Genomic DNA, 23,857 nt, shown 5'->3' with positions numbered 1-23,857 from the left:
GTTTGAATGGATGGTTGTGCTTGGGCTTTGGAACTTATGTTTTGATGCCGCGCTCAGTGCTCATTTATTCAGCTTGAACGTCATCATGGTAGATATTATGAAGTATCTGCTGATAGGCGCTGCGTAATGACGCTTTTTGCGTATCGGCAATGCCATTGATTTCTAAGCATTTATCAAACACATCAAGCTCATTTAAATCTTGTAAGGTTTCAGAAGATTGCTGCTGATTAAGGACTTTATTATAGGTGCGCGTATTTTTGATTTTTAACACTTCGCAAGTTAAACCCTCAATCATGGCATTCACTTCTTCACGCAGCTCATTGACGATTTCATCACCATCATAAATCACTTCTAGCCAAATAGACTCTGAGGACTTTAATGATTTTATCGTAGCAGCGATGGCGGTCAAATCACCCGTTATCTGCGCCAGTTTTTGAAAGCAAGGAATCGGCAGCGAGATTACCTGCATTTGCCGTAACTCATCATGATGCAGTCGTTGGGAAGTTAAATCAGACGTTGTAAAAGTGGAATCAAGCTGCATCGCCTTTGACTGAGTAAAGGGTTCTTCATTGACGTTAATTGCGGCGCTTTCTTCTTGCTCAACAAAAGCAAATAAATCATCCATAAATTCAGGCGTTTGAATGGCTGCTTTTTTCGCGACTTTTTCAACCTTACTTGTGGTATTGGAAAGCCGAAAAATAGTACTCTCATCAGACAAAGATTTTTCTACTTCGCCAAACTCTACCAACAACACTTGTTTTTGCTGCTTTGCTTCGCCAAAACCCATGGCGATAGGCGAGCCTGAATAGCGGATATGCTCACAGCCGCCGACGCGCTGCGGCACGTGTAAATGCCCCAGTGCCACATAATCAAAGCCATCATCAAACATGTCAGCGGAGATTTGACCGAGCGAGCCAACATAAAGATCGCGCACGCCATCATCTTCTGTAGTTTTACTACCTGCGGCGAATAAATGTCCCGTCGCAATAATAGGAATATGGCGCTGATGAGCGTCGCTTAAATGCTCCTGTCTTGCTTTGGCAATGCTAGCCACTTCATCATAATGCGCTCGAATACCCTTGATAACATTGGCGTCTTTGCTATCCGCTGACTCGCCAGCATGGCTACCACGCACATCGCGGTCGCGCAGATAGGGCACAGCGGCGATAATACAATGCGGTGTGCCATCAATCGCGTCTAAAACCAACACTTCATCATTTAAATCGTCACAAGCAGTACCGATGACATGGACATTTAGAAACTTTAAGACTTTACTGGGGGCATCTAAAAAAGTCGGGGAGTCGTGGTTGCCCGCGACGATGACGATATGCTCGCAGCACAATTTTGATACTTTACCTAAAAACTCATAATACAGCGCTTGGGCTCTGTTACTTGGCGTCATGGTATCAAAGATATCGCCAGCTACGATAAGTACGTCCACTTTATGCGCGCTAATGGTCTCTTGTAGCCAACTTAAAAAGGCTTCAAATTCCTCATAACGCATGCGCCCATAAAGTCTGCGTCCCAAATGCCAGTCGGAGGTATGAAGAATCGTAAGCGGTTTAATAGCAAATGCAGGCATAAGTGAACTTAATAATGGTTAGAAGACTGCGATTATTCTAGCAAGAATTGCTGCGGTTTGCTGTGCTTATAACCTTATGGTTGATTCACTGTGAAAAAGACGGAAAGACTTATTCAGCATTGATGAGTAAATCCAACTTTGGTCAGTAAAATGCTCATCAAATGCAAGAAATGGGTATCGGTGATGTCATAAGAGTAAGAGTTAAAAAAGTCTAGCGGTCTATTATTAGTAGTTCCATAATAACAGTCTGTTTTAAGTAGTCTGTTAATAGGTTTAGAGGGTGAAATAACTGGTTCCGTTGGGGTATACCCTAATAAAACTATTCTAAACTAACTTCTCTAAAATCATTTAGTCATGATATTGGTCTTTAGAGGTACATAGTTTTCCAGAAGTTTTTCTCGTTTGATATCCAATAATTTTTGGAATCGGGAATGTAATAGCTAAAATCACCAACTGAAGCAACCCACCCCTCATACGAAACAGAGCTTTCGGGAGAATAATCATAATCAGTATGTAAGTAAATCTGTCTATCAAAATTTATATAATATCTTGGTAGCCTCGATTTTATTTGATTAATAGCATCAAGAAAATTACCCTCTAGTTCATGCCCACTAGATAAATGATATTCAATAGAAGAATATAATTCATCTAGACTTTCTTGAGAAAAACCATAAAAAATTATTTGCTCTAAATTAGAAGTACTTAAAACAATCGTTTCATCTAATTCTAAATACTTAGCAAAATTTTCTTTCTTTAATTTAGATATACCACCTCTTGAGTTTTTTAAGCCACTATAAAACGTTTCTAAGGTAATATATCCTTTATCAAGCAAAGCTTTAGCCTCTACCTCTTCATCTAATTGATAGTGGTATTTATAATCTAAAACCCAGTAGCTCATATTATTGCAAACAAAATATGCAACAGACTTTTCATTTAGCCATAAGTCTTCAAGTACTTGCTCATCTAATCTAAACATAATTTTCCTATAGCAGTATTTTTTAATACTTTAGCAACTGGTACGGCATTAATTATGTGTTTATAGCATTGTCATAGCTACTGATTAGTAATAGTAGGCTATGAGCATATAGTCTATAGATCGATTCCTGTATAGCGCACCGATCCTGAATTAATATAAAATAATGCGACTTTTAGGAATGTTAGGAGTCATAAAGCTCAATTTCACTCGGTAAAGTTTGTTCAAAAAAAATAACAACTAGATCAACTCCTTCTCCAGCTATATAAACCACAAAATCCCTATCTGGATATGTTTTTTGTAAGTGAAGCTCCCAGTTGTCCTTAATTAAATTGGCTAAGTTTTCTATGGTAGAGTCTGAAGTATTCTCAGAAGTATTCAAAAATATATCTGCAATACTACACATATTTATTTGTGCTTGAGCAATGTGTAAATCTTTGCCTTGTAATAGCCATGAATCAAAACGTTGACATATAGACTTTTTTTTATTTTCATTTTTACAACGTATTACACAGCCTTTATATATAATTGTTCTAGGTGCTAGTACTGTAATAAAGAGCTCTATATCTTCCGGATATATCTCCCAGCTAATATAGTCGGAAATATCATCTTCTGAATATTTTTTATCATTGTTTTTCTCATTATTATCCCATTTTTCATACCGCCAGTTAATTATGCGATTCATAACCTTCTCCACTTAACTTTCTATCTTTTATCAAGATAAGATAAGCCCTATCCTGAAACCTCAAACGATATTGGACATTGATTTATAGTGCTTGTAACTGATATCAGGTAGTTAGAATGAGTGCTCCATCGCTTAATCAGTACACTGTGAAGTACACTACAGTTATCACAACAACTCAAAACCGCGATATCATTAGCCTGAACCTGAAGGTTCAAGTCCTCACTAGGGTACCGAATTAGTTAAAGCACCTAATTGGTTCCTCGTAGGTATACCTTTAACAAACTATTATTATGTCAACGTCATAGAGGTTTTTGATGCTCTCTACAATCTCGATAGTCGCTTGACCTTAATCGCACTTAACCAATTACTAGTTGCTCCACATCATCAGCGGTCGCCAAATTAGCGACCATTGATAGCGCATGTGCTTGCTGGCTAGTAGGGGCTTTTGCCGCCGCTGTCTTGCCACCGCGCAACCAATTGTTATCAGTATCAGCAGCATTTTCGTTGTTTTGCTCATTGTCTACATGATACCAAGCCAGATCATGATGCAGTCCAACCACATCTCCCATAATCAGCAAAGCAGGCGTGGGTAGCTGGTTTTGTTCTTGCAACTCAACGATATTGGCAAGCGTACCAGTCAAAACTTGCTGATTGGGCATACTGGCATTAGAGACAATGGCGATAGGGGTATCGCTACTACGTCCAGCATCAATCAAACCTGTCGTCAAGCGTGGTAGTGAATGCAGCCCCATATAAAACACCACCGTCTCGTCGGTATTTAAAAAGCTTTTAAAGTTGCTGTTTGGCGTGCCAGCCTTCAAAAACCCCGTGACAAAACGTACCGACTGCGAGTGATCGCGGTGCGTCAAAGGAATACCTGCATAACTTGCAGCAGCATTAGCAGCAGTGATACCAGGCACGACTTGATAAGGGACGCCATGCGCACGCAAGCTTTCAATCTCTTCACCGCCGCGGCCAAAGATAAAGGGATCACCGCCTTTTAAACGCACCACACGGCGACCTTCTTTTGCACTATTGACAAGCAGCTCATTGATGCCAAGCTGAGCGACGGCATGGTTGCTACGTTTTTTACCGACAAATACTTTGTCAGCATCGCGGCGGCATAAATCCAATACTTGCGGTGATACTAACGCATCATAATAGACGATATCGGCTTGCTGCATGAGGCGCAGCGCTTTAAAGGTCAGCAGCTCTGGATCACCGGGGCCTGCACCGACGATATAAACTTCACCCATTGGATTTTTTACGGTGTGAGATTCTGTAGATGTATTATCTGCTGTACTTTTTTCATTGATAGCGGATGCAGTGTTATCTAAATCCGCTTGCAGTCGCGCCGCTGCTGCATCTTCATTACCAGCAAACATCAGCTGACTGACGTCACCTTCAAAAGCGCGCTCCCAAAACTGACGACGTCCTGTCAGCGTTGGGATTTTGGTTTTTACCTCATCCCGAAAGTCACCAGCCAGCTTGGCCAATTTGCCATAACCTTGCGGGATTAACGTCTCTAAACGTGCGCGCAGTAAACGTGCCAGCACCGGCGCTTTGCCATTGGATGATATGCCAATCACAATTGGATTACGATCAACGATGGCTGGGAAAATAAAGTCGCATAAATGCGGCGTATCAACCACATTAACGGGAATATTCAGCTCGCTGGCATCAGCGTGAATCTGATGATTGAGCGCTTCATCATCGGTAGCGGCGATAATAACGCGTGCGCCAGTCATATAAGCTTTATTGTAGTTTTCATAAATCAGTTCGTGCTTGGCTTTGTCCTTAGTATGGCTGAGCAAAGCTTGTATTTCAGCACTGATAGTTGGTGCAAGGATCGTGATCGCAGCACCAGCGCGCCTGAGTAAGTCTGCTTTACGTAGCGCGACATCACCGCCACCAACGATCAGTACTTTGCGGTCTTCTAATTTAAAAAATAGCGGAAAGGTGTTCATAGCATCACCAATGATTCAGTCAATATAAAATATGTCATCATTATGCGGTATCACGCGCAGCGTCTCATGCAGTGAATTGGCATTAACATATTCGTTTTTGTCATGTTGCTGATGGTTTTTGCTAAGATGTGGAATAGCTGGGGAATAAAAACGTAGAAACGTGGCAGAAAAAAAACCACAAGCTCAATTTTAAGCCTGTGGCTGATGTGGATTCTAAATCTTATATTTACATGGATAGAGTTTAACGTACTGCCAAAGTCTACTCAAACTCACTTAGCATCTTAGTAATACGCGCATCTTTTTGTTGCCAAATGTCCTCGAGCCAATCAAACATCATTTTTTTAGTGGCTTCATCACGGTCATAGCCACCATCCATAATGGCTGCAAATAACTCGTCCGGTATGGTTAAGCGCGTCACATCGACGCCCAAGCGACGGATATTACCTTTCCATAAATCATCATAGTTAGGCGCACCGTCGGGATAGACGATAGTCATGTCTAAAATCGAATCCAATTCATTGCCTAACGCATTAAGCGCCAATGACAACCCGCCAGCGCGTGGTTTTAACAAATGCTGATAAGGTGAGCCTTGCTTATCATGTTTTTCTTTAGTAAAGCGCGTGCCTTCTAAATAGTTTAATAGCGCAAAAGGTTTGTTTTTTAATTGACGACAGGCGCGCTTTGCTTCTTCGATATCCTTACCTTTGAGGGCAGGATTTTTGGCAATCGCTTCTTTAGAGTGGCGGCGCATCATTGGGAAGTCTAAGAAATAAAAGGCTTGACCGATAACGGGAATATAAATCAAATTAAACTTGGTGAAAAACCTTGTTAGAGGCAGGGTGTCTTGGCTGATATATTGCACGATACTGGTATCGACCCACGACTGATGGTTACTGACCAAGAGATACTGCTTATCTTCGCTTAGATCGTCGGGCAGGTTGATGCGCCAGTCTTTATGAGGTAATGCGTGGTCGATAACGGCATTATTAGTATTAATCCAATATTTGGTAATTGCAATTAAGGCATCATCGGTCAGTTTTGACCCAGTCAATACTTTCGCCGCGCCCATAGTCCAGACCGGTAGACCAACCAACGCACTATTGGCAGTGAGGACGCCAGTACCCGTCAAAAAAGAAGCGGCCTTGCCAACAGCTGGCAATTTATCATGCAGTTTTTCATAGAATGAATCGATTTTTTTTATTAAAGGCATATCAAATATCCGTATTGATGAGTGTGGCAAAGCCATGATCGAGCTTGATGATAAAAAGGCGCACAGGTAGCCGCAACGACGGGCAGCTTCGTCCATAGTTTAGCTTTAAAAGGTTGGCTTAACGTTTAATGTGATGTTGCGCCAGCTTTGAAGCTATAGAATACCTTAATGTTAGCCGATAAAACGTTAAGAAAACGTTATTTATGCAACTAAAAGGCTAGATAAGTGCCAGTTATTGGCTGATTAAAAATGTCTAACATAGCCTAACATTCACAGTTAGGTGACTATGTTAATCTAACCCAGATGTTATCAGATAGGAAAAAGTTTCATTTACAATATAAAAAACAAGGATGAACATGATGAAATTATAAGACAGGGTGGCTATTATATTTGGCGGTACCTCAGGACTAGGCGAAGCGACTGCAAAAGCGTATGCCGGCGAAGGGGCAAAGGTTGTCGTCACGGGTCGCGATGAAGAAGACTTATATGACAAATTGATGGCAATTAATGTCAAAGCGCCATACCTCGCCTCAAAAGCGGTGATTCCGCACTTTATCAAGCAAGGACGTGGAGTTATCATCAATGTTGGCTCGCAAGCGACGCAAATGGCAGGACCCGGCGGTTCCGCTTATGTGACTTCCAAGCATGCGGTGTTAGGATTTACCAAACAGTTGGCATTTGATTTTGGCAGTCAAGGGATCAAAGTAAATATTCTATCACCGGGCTTTATCGAAACGCCTATGACCGATGGTATTGATGATGAGCGCTTAAATCGTATACCAGCTAAGCGTGCTGGCAAGCCCGAAGAGATTGCAGCGCTCGCGGTATTTTTGGCGTCTGATGACTCAAACTATATGCATGGCTCGAACGTCTTTATGGATGGTGGCTGGGTTCTCGGTCGTAAATAACGTCCTAAAAAGCTCTAAGCTATCGAATTTAAAAAAGCCCTTTTATTTAAAAGGGCTTTTTACATTCAAACATAGTGATTTCTTAAGTCAGCAATATTATAACTGCGTGTGCAAACCGCACTCACGGCTCTCTTCAACCTTCGTCGGATCAAAGTAATCAAACTCATTTGGTAGATTATGCTCTTCAAGATACACGTCTAAATCCGCGTCTGTTTTTTCAAATAACGGCGCTACTTTTAACACGCCATCTTTTGATAAGCTAAGCACATCAAGACCTTGGCGGAATTCAGTTTGATCTTTACGAATGGCGTTAAACCAGACATCAGGTTTTAGCTCATCTAACGCACGGCGAAATGGCTCAAGTTTTACTTGATCAGTGAATTCATCATGTTGCGGATTATCAATGCCTGGGATGCCATTCATGGTTGAATCACGGTGTGCAGCGGTTTGTTTTGGGATATAAGTCACAACGTTGAGATCAAGATCACGAATCAATTTGTTGGCAAATTGATAGGTCGCATCGGTGTTATAACCTGAATCTACCCACAATACCGTGATGTCAGGGCGCTGCTTAGCAACCAAATGCAAAATCGCGGACTCATATGGGCGGAAATTGGTGGTGATAATGGGGTTTTTAGCTTGGCTAAGCGCCCATGCGACGATTTCTTCTGGTGATTTACCTTTTAATTCTTGGTTGGCTTGATCGATATCTAAATTTGGGTGTAATTGGCTCATGATGGATTCCTTAAGGGTAAAAAAATATATAAATGATTGATAATAAGTAGAGTGGTGACTATGAATATTAAGCACCAGCAAACATCGGTAGGTCGGCGGCGTTACGACCGTCATAACTACTGGCAAGCGCATTAAATGCTTGGCTGATATCAGAAATAGAGTGCAAATCATGCGCACTTATCACAAAACTGTCGGCGCCTGCGCGTAGCAGATAGGCGATTTGATCGCGGCCAAACTTGCCAGCCATACGAATCTCGCCTTGATAGCCCATTTGGCGTAAGGTTTGGGCGTAACTAAAACCACGTCCGTCCGTGAAAGCGGGGACGTGAATCACAATCAAATCTTGCTGTAATAAAAACTCTGGAATACGCGTCAGCACTTCGGTATCGCTATCTGATGTCACCCAGACACCGGTACGGCTGATATGCTTGGCTAACAATTCACGTACTTGTTGTAATAGTCCGCCTGCAATATTGCCTTTAGCATCTAATAAATCAGCAAGCGGTAAAACGACTTCGAGTTTTTCTTGTTTTTGCAGCAGCTCTAGCAGTGATATATCGGTCAGGGTAATACCATCAGGCAGCTCATTGGTGCTAAGCGCAAGCCAAGTGTCAGTCTCACTGATATCGGTGCCATCGCTATTGAACACATGATGATTAGCCATAGACCTTCTCCTTAAAAGGGGCAATACCAATACGGTCAACTAAGTCACCAAAGCCTTCGACATCATTGTCATTACTGACGCGCTGCTCAAGGTAGACGTCGATTATCTTTTGTATCGTTGTTGCTACGGCATCGGTTGGTACAGCCTTGCCCAATATCTTACCGAGTTTGGCGTCGTTGCTAGAGTTGCCGCCGAGGCTGATTTGATACCAGTATTCACCTTTTTTATCGACCCCAAGGATACCGATATCGCCGGTATGGTGATGGGCGCAGGCATTCATACAGCCAGACATATTGAGGCGAATCTCACCTAAGTCATAAAGGTAGTCGAGATCATCAAACTGCTTTTCGATTTGCTCAGCGATATTGTGGGTTGTGGCATTGGCAAGCGAGCAAAAATCCCAGCCTGGGCAGACGATCATATCGGTTAGGGTATTGATATTTGGACGGGCCAAATGTAGCGCCGCCAGCTGCTGCCATAGCTCGTACAAGCGATTGGTTTGTACATCGGCAAAGACCAGATTTTGCTGATAAGTACCGCGCAGCTCGCCAAAGCTATGTTCGTCAGCGAGGTCGGCGAGGGCGTCCATTTGCGACTCAGTAATATCACCTGACGGTACGTAGCGTCCGTCGACCAAGCCCGCTTTTAACGAAATGACCACCGCGCGGTAGCCTGCGATTTTATGCGCCACGGTATTTTGCTGATACCAATTGGCAAAGTCTTTATCAGCCTCTAGTTGCCGCTGCAAGTCCGACTGTACTTGTAGCGCATCAAAGCTGAGATAATCAGGCTCAGTAAAATAGCTGCTGGCCTTGTCAAAGTTGGCATCGGTCAAGGTCAACGGCCCATCTTTGATATTGGCTTCCCATTCGGCATCGACCAATTTGGCAAACGCAGGGCCGCCCATGCTATCGACCAATATCTTGATACGCGCTTTGAATTTATTGTCGCGGCGACCATGCAGATTATAGACACGCAAAATCGCATCTAAATAGCTGAGCAGATGCTGGCGTGGTAAAAATGTATTAATGGTTTTGCCAATCACGGGCGTACGCCCAAGACCGCCACCAACTATTACTTCAAAGCCAAGCTCGCCTGCTTCATTTTTCTTTAAATGCAGTCCGATATCATGCACCTGCGTTGCCGCGCGGTCTTTTGCCGTACCGATGACGGCAATTTTAAATTTACGCGGTAAAAAAGCAAATTCTGGATGAAAGGTTGACCACTGGCGAATAATCTCGCAATAAGGACGCGGATCGGCGATCTCTTCTTTATGAATACCCGCATAAGGGTCGGTGGTGGTATTACGGATACAGTTGCCCGAGGTTTGGATAGAATGCATTTGCACCGATGCCAATTCGGCCAAAATATCTGGCACTTCTTCAAGTTTTGGCCAGTTCAGCTGCATATTGGTACGGGTGGTAAAGTGGCCGTAACCTTTATCATATTTACGGGTAATCTCAGCCAATTTGCGTAATTGATAGGTTGCCAGCAAGCCATATGGCACGGCGATACGTAGCATCGGTGCATAGCGCTGGATATACAGCCCGTTTTGTAAACGCAGCGGTAAAAACTGCTCTTCTGGCAGTTCACCTGCCAAAAACCGCTCGGTTTGGTCGCGAAACTGGGCGACTCGTTCCTCTACCAAGGTTTGGTCAGCGTAATTATATTGATACATGACGTAATCTCAATTTTGTTTTTAACTTAAAAAGCCGCGACGAAAATGATTTGCGTGTGATCGCTTGTATTGCCAATCGCAAGGTAAACAATTCAGAGTCACATCATATAAGCTTAAACCCATAAACATAAATTCCTTTAAGACATATCCATATCCAAACACAGCATAAATTTTCATAACCAAAGTTAGGTAGCCTATGTTTATCAAATTTAAGCGCTCATTCTCCTGACCAACTATCTCTCAATTTCATTATTAAGGTTTTAAAAATGACATCTACCAATCCCAATCTTTCCTCATCAAAACTTGTTCCGCCGCACGGCAGTAGCGAGCTAAAACCATTACTATTAAAAGGTGAGGCGCGCAAGCAAGCATTAAAGCTTGCCAGCACGTTGCCGACGATTACCTTAAGCTCTCGTGAGCGCGGCGATTTGATTATGCTTGGGATTGGTGGCTTTACCCCGTTAAATGGTTTTATGAATCAGGCAGATTGGCAAGGCGTCGTGGATAATATGCGCCTGCAAAGTGGCGACAACGCTGGCTTGTTTTGGCCAATTCCCATCACCTTATCAGCGCCTAAAGCGACTGCCGATAACTTAAACCAAGGTGATAAAGTCGCGTTAGTGGCGAAAGATGGTGAGATTATGGGCATCTTGACGGTGGAAGAGACTTATACCATCGATAAAGCCCATGAGTGTCAGCAAGTCTTTACCACTACCGATAGCGAGCATCCGGGCGTACAGCAAGTACTTAACCAGGGTGAGGTAAACATCGCAGGTAGTGTTGAAGTACTAAGCGAAGGTGAGTTCCCAACCTTATACCCAGAGATTTATAAGACGCCTGCTGAAACTCGCGCTATTTTGGATGCCAAAGGCTGGAAAACGGTTGCCGCCTTCCAAACGCGTAATCCAATGCACCGCTCGCACGAATACCTTGCCAAGATTGCTATCGAGATTTGCGACGGCGTATTGATTCATTCACTACTCGGCGCGCTAAAACCGGGCGACATCCCAGCCGAAGTGCGTCAAGAAGCTATCAAGACCTTGATTGATAATTACTTTAGAGCAGACACCGTTATCCAAGCTGGGTATCCGCTCGATATGCGTTATGCTGGACCACGCGAGGCGCTACTACATGCGGTATTCCGCCAAAACTACGGCTGTAGTCATCTGATTGTTGGTCGTGACCATGCGGGCGTCGGTGATTATTATGGCGCGTTTGATGCGCAAACCATCTTTGAATATGTTGGTAAAGATGACTTGATTACCCAGCCGTTAAAAATTGGCTGGACATTTTGGTGTAATGCTTGTAATGCCATGGCTTCTGATAAAACCTGCCCGCATGAAGCGTCTGAGCATGTCAAAGTATCAGGCACGAAACTGCGTAAAGCACTATCAGAAGATCTCGATGTGCCAGAGAACTTTAGCCGTCCTGAAGTACTAGAGATTTTGCGCACCTATTATGCAGGTATCGCTATCGATGACCGTGCTGAGGTGAAATTAGTCGGTGCGTCTGCGGTATAAGAACCTTAATATTTAAAGAAGATAATGCGCAAGAAAAAAGGTGTCAGAGTAACTATCTGGCACCTTTCTTATCATCTCATTTTATTATCTAAAATAGGCAATTAAAACTATTAATTGAGCGCTAAATCACCCTCAAGCTTTTGATATTCGCCAATGAGTGAGGCTCCACCCGAACAAAAATAATTCAGCGCGTACTTATCTTGGCTATCAATGGTCAACGCATCATCTTTAAACTGGAAAAAGGCGGTACTGTCATTAACCTTAGTTTGAAAAATGACACCGTGCGCCTCGTCTTGTCCCATTAATGTCGCTTTACCATCGAAGTGACAAGTTGGTTTTTTCACATCACCACGCGCTCGTACCTTAATATCAATTTGCTCGCCATTGTCTGCGCCGTCAGCTCTTATCATCACACCCACCCAATCATAGCCTTGGGCACGCTTGGCATAACCGTCAGAGGCGTAATCGCCAACGACCGTCTGCACCGCTGGTGTGACAGCAGCGTTTGGTTGCTGAATCGTTTGGTTATTAACGCTTGGCGTTACGTTATTACAGCCACTTAAGGCCAATAAAGCGATAGAGGTCGTTAAAATACCTACAAAAAAGCGTGACTGACGGGCATGACGAGGTGGAGACTTGATCATTGCATTACCTTTAATAAAGGGGTTAGTAAACAGGAAATAAGTGAAAGCGGATGGGCTAAGTTTTATCAGTGCAGCGCCTGATATACAACAAGCTAAGGGATAATATCGACTCTATAGAGGCTCGTCTAGAGCCTAAGCAATACCGTAACTTACTCAAAAGTGTCTGCTTATCACAAAACTGCAAAAATACCGAGGAAAGACAAGCACTTTAGAATAACTAATAAAATTACTTATGCCAAGTTAATCACTCGATAAGCGTATTTGTCACTAAGCAATTGTCTCACAGGCTGTTAGCATATTGCTCATTATCCATAGAACCGAATTTCGAAATGCAAGGTTTTTATCCCTATTATTAGAGAACAAATATGCAGCCAAATAAAAAGAGCGGTCAAAAAATACCTCACAAGCATATCAATGCGCGTACTTCTTTCGCCATTCAACCTAAAAGCATCGGCACAGTGCTCACCAAAAGCATCGGCACAGTGCTCACCAATCGCTTTAGTTTTACCGTCAATCTTACCAGCAGTTTTGGTCTTGGTAGTGTGCTTGCAGCGGCGGTACTGATCACAGGCTGCAACCCTACCGAAGCCAACCAAAATGACGCCGCAAACGGGGCAAAAAATATTGATTTATTAAATGTGTCTTATGATGTCTCACGCGACTTTTATAAAGACTACAACCCGTTGTTTAATGCAAATTATCAGCAAAAACACCCAAGTATCAAGGTGAATATCAACCAATCGCACGGCGGCTCGAGCAAACAAGCGCTGTCGGTTGCCAATGGCTTGCAGGCGGACGTCGTTACTTTAAACCAAGAAAGCGATATGAACTTGCTGGTTGAAAAAGGCTTGGTGGCTAGCGATTGGCAACAGGCATTGCCAAACAATGCCGTGCCTTATACCAGTACCATGGTGCTTCTGGTTCGTGCGGGCAACCCAAAAGGTATCAAAGATTGGGCAGATTTGGCGCGTAACGATATTGCCGTAGTATTGCCAAATCCCAAGACCAGTGGCACGGCGCGATATGCCTTTTTGGGCGCTTATGGCTACGGCTTACATCATTTTAAAGAAAAGGTGCAAAGCCCTGCCAAAACCGATGCTTTTATCAAAAAACTACTGGCAAACGTCGTCACCTATGACAATGGCGCGCGCGCTGCCACCACGACCTTTACCCAGCGCGGTCTTGGTGATGTTTTAATCACCACCGAAAATGAAGCGCATCTGGCTGCTAAGCAGTTTGCCAAAGGACAGGTCGATATCGTGTATCCAAGTTACTCGATTGTGATTGCCAACCCTGTGGCTGTGGTGAAAACCGTAACCGATAAAAAAGGCACCACCGCCGCGGCAAATGACTATTTAACAGGCCTATGGTCGACGCCCGCACAAGAGCTGATGGCACAGATGTATATGCGCCCTAGTAATACCAAGGTGCTTGCCGCACACAGCAAGACCTTACCTGAAATTGCAACCTTTGAGCCTGTGGCGGTATTTGGTGATTGGGAAAGCATCATGGCGACGTTCTTTGTCGATGGCGGGCGTTTTGATCAGCTGGCGAGAGTGAAGTAGAGCTGGGTTTTGCATAGTTATAAGCAATATTCATTAGCGAATAATAAAAGTGTAAAGGCAATTTAAGAAATTTCTCGTTTAAGTGTTTGATAAGGCTATATTTTAATCATTATTACTTCATTATTCCATTTTGGCAATAACATACGCATATTCATCATTAAACATAATAAGCTGGCGCTGTTAGCATACTTGCATCATTTAATGAATATCATCTAACAGACACCTTTGAGGGATTTATGAAAGACGCAGCAGGCTATCAACAAAGAAGTAAAACACTTAACGTCTTGAGCATTGCAGGCGTTGCATTGACCTTGGGTCTTGCAGGCTGTAGCAATAACGAAAAGACAGAAACGACTGCTAATGCAGAAGGCACGCCAGCTGCCGCAGAAGGACAAAACATCGAACTGCTAAACGTCTCTTATGATGTGGCACGTGATTTTTATAAAGACTACAACCCATTATTCGTTGAGCACTATAAAAGCGAGGATCCTAACAGCAATATCTTAATCAAGCAATCGCACGGCGGCTCAAGTAAGCAAGCCCTGTCGGTGGCTAATGGTTTACAAGCCGATGTGGCGACCATGAACCAAGGCTCTGATATCGAATTACTTGAGAAAAAAGGCTTGGTTGAGGCTGATTGGGAAAGCAAATTCCCAGACAACGCCGTACCTTTCACCAGTACCATCGTATTTTTGGTGCGTAAAGACAATCCAAAAGGCATTAATGATTGGCAAGATTTGACCAAAGAAGGCGTTGAGATTGTCATGGCCAACCCAAAAGTCACGGGTAATGGTCGTTATGCCTTTTTAGGCGCTTATGGTTATGGTTTGCATGCCTTTAATAAAGATGAAACTAAGGCCAAAAACTACGTCAAAGACATGCTGAAAAACGTCAAAGTCTATGAGAATGGCGGACGTGCAGCGACGACGACGTTTGTTCAGCGCGGTATCGGTGATGTCTTGGTCACCTTTGAAAACGAAGCCAACTTGGCTGCCAAAGATTTTGGTGCAGGGCAAGTCGATATTGTTTATCCAAAATACTCTATCAAGTCTGAAAGCCCAGTCGCTGTTGTCAAAACCGTGACTGACAAAAAGGGCACCACCGATGCGGCAAAAGCCTATCTTGATTACTTATGGAGCGAGCCTGCACAGCAATTGGCAGCTAACTTATATCTTCGCCCAAGCGTGAAGAGTGTGCTTGATAAAAACAGCGATAAGTTGCCACCTATCGATACTTTCCGTCCAAACGATGCCTTTGGTACGTGGGATGAAATCATGAGCACTTACTTTAGCGATGGCGGCGTGTTCGATCAGTTAGCCATTAATGCACCAAAGTAAGCCGCTAGTACGCTGACTGATTGTGCTATTTAGAAATTTTCTTAAATAGCATTTAAACCGTCAGTTTTACCGTAACGTCCAAGCACCTAAAGGACATGGCTACCCACGCTATGTCCTTTATCGCTTACACAGACCCATAATAAATACATTAAATACATCTGATAGCACGTGGTGCTTACAAGCAGAAAATAAGCGCCAGCAGTTAGGCAATAGGACATCACTATGAGTGCAACAACTTCTCCTGCCAGCAAACCCATCAAGAAAGGGTGGCTGACGCGCTTGCGTCAACGCAATGTGCTACCAGGGTTTGGGCTAAGCATGGGCATCACCGTCTTTAGCTTATCGTTACTGGTGGTGCTACCGTTTGCCATGATGGCCTATACCACGACACAAATGGGCTGGACGGGTTTTTGGGAAACCATTACTCAGCCGCAAGTCACTGCTGCTATCAAACTCAGTTTATGGATGTCGTTTTTGGCGATGCTAACCAACATGGTGTTTGGTACGCTGGTCGCTTGGGTGCTGGTGCGCTATGAATTTTGGGGTAAGTCGCTGATTAATGCCTTGGTTGATTTGCCATTTGCACTACCGACAGCGGTTACCGGTATCTCGCTTGCGACTCTTTATGCACCCAATGGTTTAATCGGCCAGTGGTTTGCCAAATTTGACATCCAAGTCGCCTTTACGCCGCTCGGTATTTGGCTCGCTTTAGTGGTCGTCAGTTTTCCCTTTATCGTCCGTGCGGTACAGCCAGTGCTTGCAGAATTGTCCGTTGAATTCGAAGAAGCAGCGGCGGTACTGGGTGCCAATCGATTTACGACCTTTCGTAAGGTAATTTTGCCAGAGCTATTGCCGGCTTTACTGATGGGCGCGGGTATGATGTTTGCCCGTGCCACTGGCGAGTATGGCTCGGTGATTTTTATTGCTGGTAATATTCCGATGCAGTCTGAGATTTTACCTTTAATCATTATTAGTAAGCTTGAGCAGTTTGATGTGCAAGGCGCATCCGCTGTCGCACTGTTTATGCTACTGATTTCGTTTGTAATTTTATTGACCATTAACATCGTACAGTGGAAGCTGTCGCGCCGCGTAGGAGCCCGCTAATGCAAATTTCTAATAGCTACGACTACCAAAGCAATCCAGCGACCAAAGACACGCCGTGGATACGCCGTACTTTTATCGCTATTGCTGTGTTGTTTATGGTGGCGATGTTGGTGGTGCCACTTTTAGCAGTGTTCTATGAAGCCTTTAAAAACGGTTGGCAGCTTTATATAGCTTCCCTGGTTGACCCTGAAGCTTTGCAGGCAATTAAGCTAACCTTAATTACTGCCGCTATCGTGTTGCCGATTAATATGGTGATGGGTATTGCAATAGCTTGGCTTGTGACCCGTTATCAATTTAAAGGTAAACAGCTGGTAACCACCTTGCTTGATTTACCATTTTCGGTATCTCCGGTGGTGGCAGGTTTGATGTTTGTGCTGCTATTTGGTCTAAACTCTAGCATCGGTGGCTGGCTTGAGAGCATGGGCTTTCAGGTGATTTACGCCGTACCAGGGATTATTTTAGCGACGTTATTTGTGACCTTTCCGTTTGTAGCGCGTGAGCTCATACCCTTGATGCAGACCCAAGGCGATAGTGAAGAGCAAGCGGCATTAACCTTGGGCGCTAGCGGTTGGCAGACCTTTTGGCATGTGACACTGCCTAATATCAAGTGGGCGCTGCTGTATGGTTTGATTTTGACCAATGCGCGGGCGATGGGCGAGTTTGGCGCGGTAAGCGTGGTATCTGGCCATATCCGCGGCGAAACCAACACCATGCCACTATTGGTTGAGATTGCTTATAACGATTATAACTTTACCGCCGCCTTTGCCTTATCGAGCTTACTGGCTGCCTTGGCGCTGGTAACGCTATTGATACAACAAGTGATGACCAAGCTGCAAGAGCGCAAATTCGCCAAGTCTGAGCGTCTAGCAAGTGCGCCTGAATTGCCAGTGAGTGCCAACGCTCACAATGCTAACAACGCTGGCAATGCTAGCAATACGTCAAACACTAAAGGTGCTAAGAAAGCGTCAGATACGGATGCCACTTTAGCGAAAAGCACAGGCAATTTATAAGCGCTATTTTACAAATCCGTCAGCAAGAAAGGCATCTGCTAAGCCAAAAATATAATAAGAGAACCCATTATGAGTATCGAGATTCGCAACGTTAATAAAAAATTCGGTAACTTTACCGCCTTAGATGATATCAATATCACTGTACCAACGGGCAAGTTGACGACGTTGCTTGGTCCGTCAGGCTGCGGTAAAACCACTTTGCTGCGTATCATTGCAGGTTTAGAATACGCGGACTCTGGGCAGATATTATTTGATGAGCTCGATGTCACCAATACACCAGTGCAAAAGCGCCATATTGGTTTTATGTTTCAGCACTATGCGTTATTTCGCCACAAAAACATCGCCGATAATGTCGGCTTTGGCTTAACCTTGCTACCGAAGAATGAGCGCCCAAGTAAAGCGGATATCAATAAGCGCGTTGCTGAATTACTAGACCTAGTACAGTTGCCGCAAGTTGCCAATGCTTATCCGCATCAATTATCAGGTGGTCAGCGTCAGCGTATCGCGCTGGCACGAGCCTTGGCAGTAAAGCCAAAACTATTATTACTCGATGAACCGTTTGGCGCGCTAGATGCCAAAGTCCGTAAAGAGCTGCGTACTTGGCTAAAAAATATCCACCACGAGCTGGGTATTACGAGCATTATGGTAACCCACGACCAAGAAGAGGCGCGGGCGGTATCGGATGAGATTGTGGTGATGAATCAGGGCCGCGTCGAGCAGGTAGGGACGTCAGAGGAGCTGATTCACCAGCCAGCAAACGCCTTTGTCAGTGATTTTTTAGATCTAGTCTAATTTAGGCTTGAAGGCGTATTTATATTAAGGGCGTATTTTAAAACAACGCTTAAAAACAAAAAAGACCTATCAATGATAGATCTTTTTTATGTGCTCAATTATTTGTCATTAGACTTTCTCAATCTGCTTTTTTTGACATTAAGCAGGCTTTGGCATATTGATGTCTTTAGTTGATATTTGCTTATAGGTGATTTCTAAAATATCTTGGCACCATTTTGGCAAATCATCAGACACCTCGTACCACATCCACGTCCCATCACGAACACAGCTTAAAATGCCCAGTTTTTTCAAATGATTTAAGTGACGCGAGATGGTCGGCTGCGGCTGATCGAGTATTTCTACCAATTCACCAACACAGCGCGACTCTTTATTAAATAAGATTTGAAAAATTTTTAAGCGCGTTGGGTCAGACAAGACTTTAAATAACTCAAGCGGCTGTATCGTAGAATTATTATTAGACATAGAACAATTCCAATATAGATTTAGTTAATAGGGGGTCAATATAACAGCAGTTAACGGTAAAAACGATTAAAAAATGAGCAGATTTACAGTTCGTCGCCATTTTACTACCTTTGGTACTTTGTGGTTACACCTAAGACTGTATTCAGTTACATGGATAAAGTTAGGGTAATATATCTTTTAGCTGTACCTAATATGACGGATAAATATACCAAATACTATTGTAAATGGTAATAATTATCGTTATTATAAAGCATAATTAGCTAGATATTCATAGTAGGAGCCGCACATGTACGTATGTATCTGTAACGACGTCAAAGACAAACAAATCAAAGCTGCCATTGCTTCAGGCATTGACACATTAGAGGGGTTAAAAGACACCCTTGATGTAGCGACGTGCTGTGGCTGCTGCGAACCTATGGTCAACGACTTTCTTGACGAACATCATGCCAAGCTTGATGCGTTGGCCTACGCAGTTTAAGAAACAGTTTAAGCATTTGCTTGTATCCACTTCTATTGCCAATCCGTTCAAATCCCGTTTCTGCTTTCCCTCTATCTGTAGTGTTTTAGCCGCCAATTCGCCTTTATCCGCGTTCAAATCATCTTTTTATGGTTATTTATGGTTAAAAGCCATCACCATGAAAGACGATAAGTAACTCAAAAGGCGAGTGCGGCTATCCTTTATCTCTGTTTGCCTTCATAAATCACCTATTAAGATTACTCGCTAAACGCTATCGGTGTAAGCGAGTTAATTATAATTCTCAATTAGCATCTTATTCTTAGTTCATATCGTTACAAGCGCTACGGCGTGCCTATGCTACTATATCTATCTAACTTTGTAAGACGTTTGATGGGTTTTAATCTTTACTGATTGGTTTACGAATGGTACTTTAACTATATTTATTATTGTGAATGTATTAGTAGCCAAATAAAAACATAGGAGTATGAGTCATGATAGGCAGCCAAAAGGTCATTGATTATTTAAATTTTTTATTAGGTGGCGAGCTTGCGGCTCGTGATCAGTACTTCATTCATTCTGAGATGTATGCAGAATGGCATTACGGTAAATTATACGACCGTATCCACCATGAGATGCAAGATGAAACGCAGCACGCGCAGGCGATTATCCGCCGTATCTTGATGTTAAGCGGTACGCCGAAGATGCGCGTCAATGAGATTAATATTGGCGCAACGGTACCTGAAATGCTGCAATTGGACCTGGACTTAGAATATCAAGTACAGCAGCATCTAAAAGACGGTATTGCGCTTTGTGAAGCAGAGCACGATTATGTGACGCGTGAGATGTTGGTTGAGCAGCTCAAAGACACCGAAGAAGATCATGCCCATTGGTTAGAGCAGCAGCTGCGCCTGATTGATATGGTTGGTCTGCCCAATTATTTACAAAGCCAGATGGCGGAAGTGTCTCCTGATATTGTTTAGTATTTTATATATTAAGCAGTTTTCACGAATATTAAATTGATAAACGAATAAGCAGGACAGGGAGAACAGCATGAAAGGGGATAAAGAAGTTATTCGCGCACTCAATCAAGTGCTCGGTCAGTCATTAATCGCCATCAATCAGTATTTTTTGCACGCCCGTATTGCCCGTCATTGGGGTTTAGAGGCATTAAACGAAAATTTCTATAAGCAATCTATTGCAGAGATGAAATGGTCGGATGACCTTATTGCGCGTATTTTATTGTTAGGCGGTCTGCCAAACCTGCAAGATTACGGCAAAATGTTCATCGCAGAAGATGTGCCTGAAATGATTGACTGCAACTTGCGCTTAGAAAAGCAGAAATTTTCTATCATAACTGATGCAATTACCTTGTGCGAGAGCAAGCATGACTATGTCTCGCGTCATTTATTGGTTATCCTAAAAGATGGCAATGAAGAGTATCAAGACTGGCTTGAAACCCAAGAGGACTTGATTAAAGACGTTGGCATTGAAAATTATATTCAGTCACAAATGGATGATGACCACACGCCTTAAAGTTATAAGAATTGCCGTTACTTGCCAGCGTATCCTAAGATAAGTTTTAGATTAACTGATTTTAGGTTACGCTGGCGTTTTTATATTTAATGCTTTTTTAATGTTTGTTACTTTTAGAGATAAGTATCTTTCAATACCAATAACTTAATATAAGCCACGACCGTCTTCAGGTTTGAGGCGTAAAAAGTATAAACCTGAAAGGATGGTTAAAATACCCAGTATCCAATAGGTGGTCTGAAAGGCGACCAAGGTATCAAGCTCGAAGCGTTCCCGCAGTAGATTCAAGACCGCCGCCCCAAAAGCGATGCCAAAGCTAATCGCCAATTGCTGATTGACCGCCATTAAGCTGTTACCGCTACTGGTCTGCGCGCCCTCTAAATCACCGATAGTAATGGTATTCATGGCACTAAACTGCATGGAATTACAGGCACCCATGACGGTCAAAATAGGGATAAACCAAATCCAATTTGCCGCATCATTAAACTGCGCTAAGACAATAATAAGCAGGCCTATCAAAAAGGTATTGGCCACCAACACCTTGCGGTAGCTAAAACGCTGAATAATTTTACTGACCCAAGGCTTGATACCGATTGCACCAACGGCAATAGGTGCAAGCAGCCAACCCGCTTGCGACGGTGAGTATTCAAACACCACCTGTAGTAATAGCGGCAATAAAAAAGGCACGGCGCTGATGCCTAAACGGGTGAATAAGTTGCCAGTAATACCGATACGAAAAGTGCGAATATTAAATAAACTTAGTGGAAATAATGGCGCTGCACGGCGGTTGGCATGCCACACATACGCGCCTATCAAGATACTAGCGCCGAGTGCGAGTAGCAAACCGTAAAACCCACGCCCAGTCTGTGAGCCAAACTCGACCGCCAAAGTAAATCCGCAAGCGGCAGCAGCAAATAAAGCAAAACCCGTCCAGTCTAAACGCTTGGTGTCCTCAAACAAAGCAGGTACCAGCTTTTTGCCCATGATAAAACCAAATATACCCATCGGGATATTGATGAGAAATATCCAATGCCAGCTGGTATATTGCACGATATAACCGCCCAATACTGGTCCAACTAGGGGCGCGATTAACGCGGGTATCACCGCAAAGTTCATCACGGTTAATAGCTTATTACGCGGATAAGATTTGACCAATATGAGACGCGCCACAGGGGTCATCATCGCGCCGCCAATACCTTGGATGACGCGCGAACCAATCAATAAATTCAACGTTGGGGAGGCGGCACACAATAGTGAGCCGATACAAAAGATGATTACAGCATATAAAAACACCCGCCGCGTGCCATATTTATCAGCCAAAAAGCCGCTTATAGGAATAAAAATCGCCAAGGTTAGCGCATAGCTAATAACCGCCCACTGCATTTTTAATGGTGACTCGCCAAGGGCTTGCGCCATTTGCGGCAAAGAGGTGTTTAAGATGGTAGCATCTAAAATCTGCATAAATAGCGCCACCGCCAAGACATAGGGTAGGTATTTATCTTGCGTTGGGGTTAGGGTTACCATATTGTCATCACCATGTCTTTTGACCTCATCTTTTGACTTCTGTTGTTAAGCCTATCTCTAAAAAGCTGTTAAGTTGGGCTAGTATAAAAATAACCGCCTATGAGTTAAAGAGTAGCAAAGTAACGGTGCAAGCTCATTCATAAGAAGTGTGTTCTCAAACGCTTTGATACTCGTGCTCGTTACTTTTAAAAATGGGTTACAAGACAGGGCTTTAACTAAAGATTTGCTATAGTAGAATTGTCATATAGGACGACGTGAGACTAATATAAATCTTTTGCCGCCTCAGTCTCGCTTTGGCTCTGTTTTATACAACAAAAAAAATAGGAATTATTATGAGTAGTGACAATCATCAATCAAACAATGACGAAAATAATGACACTCAAAACAACCATACCAAAGCCTATACGCCGCCTAAAGTATGGAAAAACGACAGCGAAAATGGTGGTAAGTTCGCCAGTATCAATCGCCCAACAGCTGGCGCGCGCCATGAGCAAAAATTACCGGTCGGCGATGCACCTTTACAGCTGTATTCACTAAATACCCCGAATGGCGTCAAGGTAAATATCTTGTTAGAGGAGCTTGCCGAGCTGAATGTTAAAGGCGCTGAGTACGACGCCTACAAAATAGATATCTCTGCGGGCGATCAATTTGGCTCAGGGTTTGTCGCTATCAACCCCAATTCTAAAATCCCGGCGCTGGTTGATTATACTGATGCTTTAAATGATAAAAATGCTGGCGAGCCTATTGCGCTTTTTGAGTCGGGGGCTATTTTATTATATTTAGCGGAAAAGTTTGGCAAATTTATCCCGATGCAGCAAGGTAAAGCGCGCGCAGATTGTCTGTCTTGGCTGATGTGGCAGATGGGTAGTGCGCCGTTTTTAGGTGGCGGTTTTGGGCATTTCTACGCCTATGCGCCCGAACCGCTAGAGTATCCTATCAATCGCTATACGATGGAGACCAAACGCCAGCTTGATGTGCTAGATAAGCACCTCAAAGACCACGAGTATATGTGCGGTAATGATGAGGCGGACTATAATATCGCTGATATGATTATCTGGGCGTGGTACGGTCAGCTGGTGCTTGGCAAGCTTTATGATGCGGCAGAATTTTTACAAGTAGATGATTACAAAAACATCAAACGTTGGGCACAAAAAATCGCCGACCGTCCAGCGGTAAAACGCGCCGTAGATTTAGAATTAAAGCCTATTGTTTAAAGATTTAACTTTATCAGTTTATATTTAAATAGTCGTAGCAAAACATAAGTTTTCATAAAAAGGTTAATAAGCCATTGCTTGTTAACCTTTTGCTTTTTTAATATCCGTTATTCCAAATATATTTATCGATATATCGCTTTTTGACTATACTTTCGTCTTTACATAATGGTACATTAGTATAACAGATAGAAACATTAGTACGTTAAGATAGCAGCCACCGCCTTCTTGGGCAGGTGTTGATATTTCTTCTATTAATGAGTAATGACTATGAAGAATAAAACTCAGCCTATACCACT

The 23,857-nt window shown here is 43.3% G+C and carries 22 protein-coding genes; 11 read left to right on the top strand and 11 right to left on the bottom strand.

Translation table 11 applies throughout. The annotated features are described in order from the left end of the window. Nucleotides 1–64: 64 nt before the first annotated feature. The 5 genes from FOR85_RS00185 to FOR85_RS00165 all read right to left on the bottom strand — a co-directional run bounded on the left by FOR85_RS00185 (nt 65) and on the right by FOR85_RS00165 (nt 6,417). Complete coding sequence (locus FOR85_RS00185; protein WP_144296189.1) at nt 65–1,582, bottom strand: exonuclease SbcCD subunit D C-terminal domain-containing protein; 1,518 nt, start codon at nt 1,580–1,582, stop codon at nt 65–67. A gap of 367 nt (nt 1,583–1,949) precedes the next feature. After that, entirely contained in the window at nt 1,950–2,558 is a 609-nt protein-coding gene (locus FOR85_RS00180; protein WP_144296188.1) for a hypothetical protein, read from the bottom strand. A 181-nt stretch (nt 2,559–2,739) separates the two neighbouring features. Next, a complete protein-coding gene (locus tag FOR85_RS00175) occupies nt 2,740–3,240 on the bottom strand; it encodes a hypothetical protein (protein WP_144296187.1) in 501 nt (166 codons plus the stop codon). A 356-nt stretch (nt 3,241–3,596) separates the two neighbouring features. Beyond that, entirely contained in the window at nt 3,597–5,207 is a 1,611-nt protein-coding gene (cysG, locus tag FOR85_RS00170) for a siroheme synthase CysG (protein ID WP_144296186.1), read from the bottom strand. Between the two features lie 259 nt (nt 5,208–5,466). Continuing rightward, entirely contained in the window at nt 5,467–6,417 is a 951-nt protein-coding gene (locus FOR85_RS00165; RefSeq protein WP_144296185.1) for an acyltransferase, read from the bottom strand. Nucleotides 6,418–6,794: 377 nt separating this feature from the next. On the opposite strand from FOR85_RS00165, the gene FOR85_RS00160 reads away from it, so the two are divergent. Then, a complete protein-coding gene (locus FOR85_RS00160) occupies nt 6,795–7,325 on the top strand; it encodes an SDR family NAD(P)-dependent oxidoreductase (RefSeq protein WP_223808436.1) in 531 nt (176 codons plus the stop codon). Nucleotides 7,326–7,421: 96 nt separating this feature from the next. Here FOR85_RS00160 and FOR85_RS00155 read toward each other — a convergent pair whose 3' ends face one another. The 3 genes from FOR85_RS00155 to FOR85_RS00145 all read right to left on the bottom strand — a co-directional run bounded on the left by FOR85_RS00155 (nt 7,422) and on the right by FOR85_RS00145 (nt 10,402). Then, entirely contained in the window at nt 7,422–8,060 is a 639-nt protein-coding gene (locus tag FOR85_RS00155) for a phosphoadenosine phosphosulfate reductase family protein (RefSeq protein ID WP_144296184.1), read from the bottom strand. A 67-nt stretch (nt 8,061–8,127) separates the two neighbouring features. Then, nucleotides 8,128–8,724 (bottom strand): DUF934 domain-containing protein, encoded by a 597-nt coding sequence (locus FOR85_RS00150; protein WP_144296183.1) that lies wholly within the window; start codon nt 8,722–8,724, stop codon nt 8,128–8,130. Further along, the gene (locus FOR85_RS00145) at nt 8,717–10,402 is read right to left on the bottom strand and encodes a nitrite/sulfite reductase (protein WP_144296182.1); all 1,686 of its coding nucleotides are present in this window, start codon (nt 10,400–10,402) and stop codon (nt 8,717–8,719) included. The genes FOR85_RS00150 and FOR85_RS00145 overlap by 8 nt, the downstream gene beginning before the upstream one ends. 266 nt (nt 10,403–10,668) lie before the next feature. Here FOR85_RS00145 and sat point away from each other — a divergent pair, with 266 nt between their 5' ends. Then, nucleotides 10,669–11,922 (top strand): sulfate adenylyltransferase, encoded by a 1,254-nt coding sequence (sat, locus tag FOR85_RS00140; protein ID WP_144296181.1) that lies wholly within the window; start codon nt 10,669–10,671, stop codon nt 11,920–11,922. Nucleotides 11,923–12,032: 110 nt separating this feature from the next. On the opposite strand, the gene FOR85_RS00135 is transcribed toward sat, so the two are convergent. Further along, on the bottom strand, nt 12,033–12,566 hold the full coding sequence (locus FOR85_RS00135) for a hypothetical protein (RefSeq protein WP_144296180.1): 534 nt from the start codon (nt 12,564–12,566) through the stop codon (nt 12,033–12,035). Between the two features lie 365 nt (nt 12,567–12,931). Between FOR85_RS00135 and FOR85_RS00130 the strand changes: the two genes are divergently transcribed. The 5 genes from FOR85_RS00130 (at nt 12,932) to FOR85_RS00110 (ending at nt 18,374) form a co-directional block, all read left to right on the top strand. Continuing rightward, nucleotides 12,932–14,131 (top strand): sulfate ABC transporter substrate-binding protein, encoded by a 1,200-nt coding sequence (locus FOR85_RS00130; RefSeq protein WP_144296179.1) that lies wholly within the window; start codon nt 12,932–12,934, stop codon nt 14,129–14,131. Between the two features lie 236 nt (nt 14,132–14,367). Continuing rightward, entirely contained in the window at nt 14,368–15,468 is a 1,101-nt protein-coding gene (locus tag FOR85_RS00125; RefSeq protein WP_144296178.1) for a sulfate ABC transporter substrate-binding protein, read from the top strand. A gap of 222 nt (nt 15,469–15,690) precedes the next feature. Continuing rightward, nucleotides 15,691–16,572: a sulfate ABC transporter permease subunit CysT gene (gene cysT, locus FOR85_RS00120; protein ID WP_144296177.1), complete on the top strand. Its 882-nt coding sequence runs from the start codon at nt 15,691–15,693 to the stop codon at nt 16,570–16,572. Then, nucleotides 16,572–17,582: a sulfate ABC transporter permease subunit CysW gene (gene cysW, locus FOR85_RS00115; protein WP_144296176.1), complete on the top strand. Its 1,011-nt coding sequence runs from the start codon at nt 16,572–16,574 to the stop codon at nt 17,580–17,582. The genes cysT and cysW overlap by 1 nt, the downstream gene beginning before the upstream one ends. Nucleotides 17,583–17,651: 69 nt before the next feature. Continuing rightward, a complete protein-coding gene (locus tag FOR85_RS00110; protein ID WP_082894303.1) occupies nt 17,652–18,374 on the top strand; it encodes a sulfate/molybdate ABC transporter ATP-binding protein in 723 nt (240 codons plus the stop codon). Nucleotides 18,375–18,512: 138 nt separating this feature from the next. Here FOR85_RS00110 and FOR85_RS00105 read toward each other — a convergent pair whose 3' ends face one another. Then, a complete protein-coding gene (locus FOR85_RS00105; RefSeq protein ID WP_144296175.1) occupies nt 18,513–18,836 on the bottom strand; it encodes a helix-turn-helix transcriptional regulator in 324 nt (107 codons plus the stop codon). Between the two features lie 286 nt (nt 18,837–19,122). Between FOR85_RS00105 and FOR85_RS00100 the strand changes: the two genes are divergently transcribed. From FOR85_RS00100 to bfr (FOR85_RS00090), 3 genes are all read left to right on the top strand, one after another. After that, nucleotides 19,123–19,314 carry a (2Fe-2S)-binding protein gene (locus FOR85_RS00100; RefSeq protein WP_068405488.1) on the top strand — a complete coding sequence of 64 codons (192 nt, stop codon included), beginning with the start codon at nt 19,123–19,125 and terminating at the stop codon, nt 19,312–19,314. 470 nt (nt 19,315–19,784) lie between these two features. Continuing rightward, nucleotides 19,785–20,273, top strand: a complete 489-nt coding sequence (bfr, locus tag FOR85_RS00095) for a bacterioferritin (protein WP_068405485.1) — start codon at nt 19,785–19,787, stop codon at nt 20,271–20,273. A 70-nt stretch (nt 20,274–20,343) separates the two neighbouring features. Next, nucleotides 20,344–20,826 carry a bacterioferritin gene (bfr, locus tag FOR85_RS00090; protein WP_102076432.1) on the top strand — a complete coding sequence of 161 codons (483 nt, stop codon included), beginning with the start codon at nt 20,344–20,346 and terminating at the stop codon, nt 20,824–20,826. Between the two features lie 144 nt (nt 20,827–20,970). Here bfr (FOR85_RS00090) and FOR85_RS00085 read toward each other — a convergent pair whose 3' ends face one another. Further along, complete coding sequence (locus FOR85_RS00085) at nt 20,971–22,347, bottom strand: DHA2 family efflux MFS transporter permease subunit (protein WP_144296174.1); 1,377 nt, start codon at nt 22,345–22,347, stop codon at nt 20,971–20,973. Nucleotides 22,348–22,679: 332 nt separating this feature from the next. On the opposite strand from FOR85_RS00085, the gene yghU reads away from it, so the two are divergent. Then, nucleotides 22,680–23,561, top strand: coding sequence for a glutathione-dependent disulfide-bond oxidoreductase (gene yghU / locus FOR85_RS00080; protein ID WP_144296173.1), 882 nt, complete (start codon nt 22,680–22,682; stop codon nt 23,559–23,561). Nucleotides 23,562–23,857 lie beyond the last annotated feature (296 nt).

Source organism: Psychrobacter sp. YGAH215 (assembly GCF_007280595.1).
Taxonomy (GTDB): domain Bacteria; phylum Pseudomonadota; class Gammaproteobacteria; order Pseudomonadales; family Moraxellaceae; genus Psychrobacter; species Psychrobacter faecalis.
The sequence above is the reverse complement of the archived record's forward strand: the minus strand, read 5'-3'. Positions and strand labels throughout refer to the sequence as shown.

Bases quoted from the DNA above. Each gene is read 5' to 3' on its own strand.
- FOR85_RS00185 (WP_144296189.1), bottom strand. From the start codon at position 1,582: ATGCCTGCATTTGCTATTAAACCGCTTACGATTCTTCATACCTCCGAC.
- FOR85_RS00180 (WP_144296188.1), bottom strand. From the start codon at position 2,558: ATGTTTAGATTAGATGAGCAAGTACTTGAAGACTTATGGCTAAATGAA.
- FOR85_RS00175 (WP_144296187.1), bottom strand. From the start codon at position 3,240: ATGAATCGCATAATTAACTGGCGGTATGAAAAATGGGATAATAATGAG.
- cysG (WP_144296186.1), bottom strand. From the start codon at position 5,207: ATGAACACCTTTCCGCTATTTTTTAAATTAGAAGACCGCAAAGTACTG.
- FOR85_RS00165 (WP_144296185.1), bottom strand. From the start codon at position 6,417: ATGCCTTTAATAAAAAAAATCGATTCATTCTATGAAAAACTGCATGAT.
- FOR85_RS00155 (WP_144296184.1), bottom strand. From the start codon at position 8,060: ATGAGCCAATTACACCCAAATTTAGATATCGATCAAGCCAACCAAGAA.
- FOR85_RS00150 (WP_144296183.1), bottom strand. From the start codon at position 8,724: ATGGCTAATCATCATGTGTTCAATAGCGATGGCACCGATATCAGTGAG.
- FOR85_RS00145 (WP_144296182.1), bottom strand. From the start codon at position 10,402: ATGTATCAATATAATTACGCTGACCAAACCTTGGTAGAGGAACGAGTC.
- sat (WP_144296181.1), top strand. From the start codon at position 10,669: ATGACATCTACCAATCCCAATCTTTCCTCATCAAAACTTGTTCCGCCG.
- FOR85_RS00135 (WP_144296180.1), bottom strand. From the start codon at position 12,566: ATGATCAAGTCTCCACCTCGTCATGCCCGTCAGTCACGCTTTTTTGTA.
- FOR85_RS00130 (WP_144296179.1), top strand. From the start codon at position 12,932: ATGCAGCCAAATAAAAAGAGCGGTCAAAAAATACCTCACAAGCATATC.
- FOR85_RS00125 (WP_144296178.1), top strand. From the start codon at position 14,368: ATGAAAGACGCAGCAGGCTATCAACAAAGAAGTAAAACACTTAACGTC.
- cysT (WP_144296177.1), top strand. From the start codon at position 15,691: ATGAGTGCAACAACTTCTCCTGCCAGCAAACCCATCAAGAAAGGGTGG.
- cysW (WP_144296176.1), top strand. From the start codon at position 16,572: ATGCAAATTTCTAATAGCTACGACTACCAAAGCAATCCAGCGACCAAA.
- FOR85_RS00110 (WP_082894303.1), top strand. From the start codon at position 17,652: ATGAGTATCGAGATTCGCAACGTTAATAAAAAATTCGGTAACTTTACC.
- FOR85_RS00105 (WP_144296175.1), bottom strand. From the start codon at position 18,836: ATGTCTAATAATAATTCTACGATACAGCCGCTTGAGTTATTTAAAGTC.
- FOR85_RS00100 (WP_068405488.1), top strand. From the start codon at position 19,123: ATGTACGTATGTATCTGTAACGACGTCAAAGACAAACAAATCAAAGCT.
- bfr (WP_068405485.1), top strand. From the start codon at position 19,785: ATGATAGGCAGCCAAAAGGTCATTGATTATTTAAATTTTTTATTAGGT.
- bfr (WP_102076432.1), top strand. From the start codon at position 20,344: ATGAAAGGGGATAAAGAAGTTATTCGCGCACTCAATCAAGTGCTCGGT.
- FOR85_RS00085 (WP_144296174.1), bottom strand. From the start codon at position 22,347: ATGGTAACCCTAACCCCAACGCAAGATAAATACCTACCCTATGTCTTG.
- yghU (WP_144296173.1), top strand. From the start codon at position 22,680: ATGAGTAGTGACAATCATCAATCAAACAATGACGAAAATAATGACACT.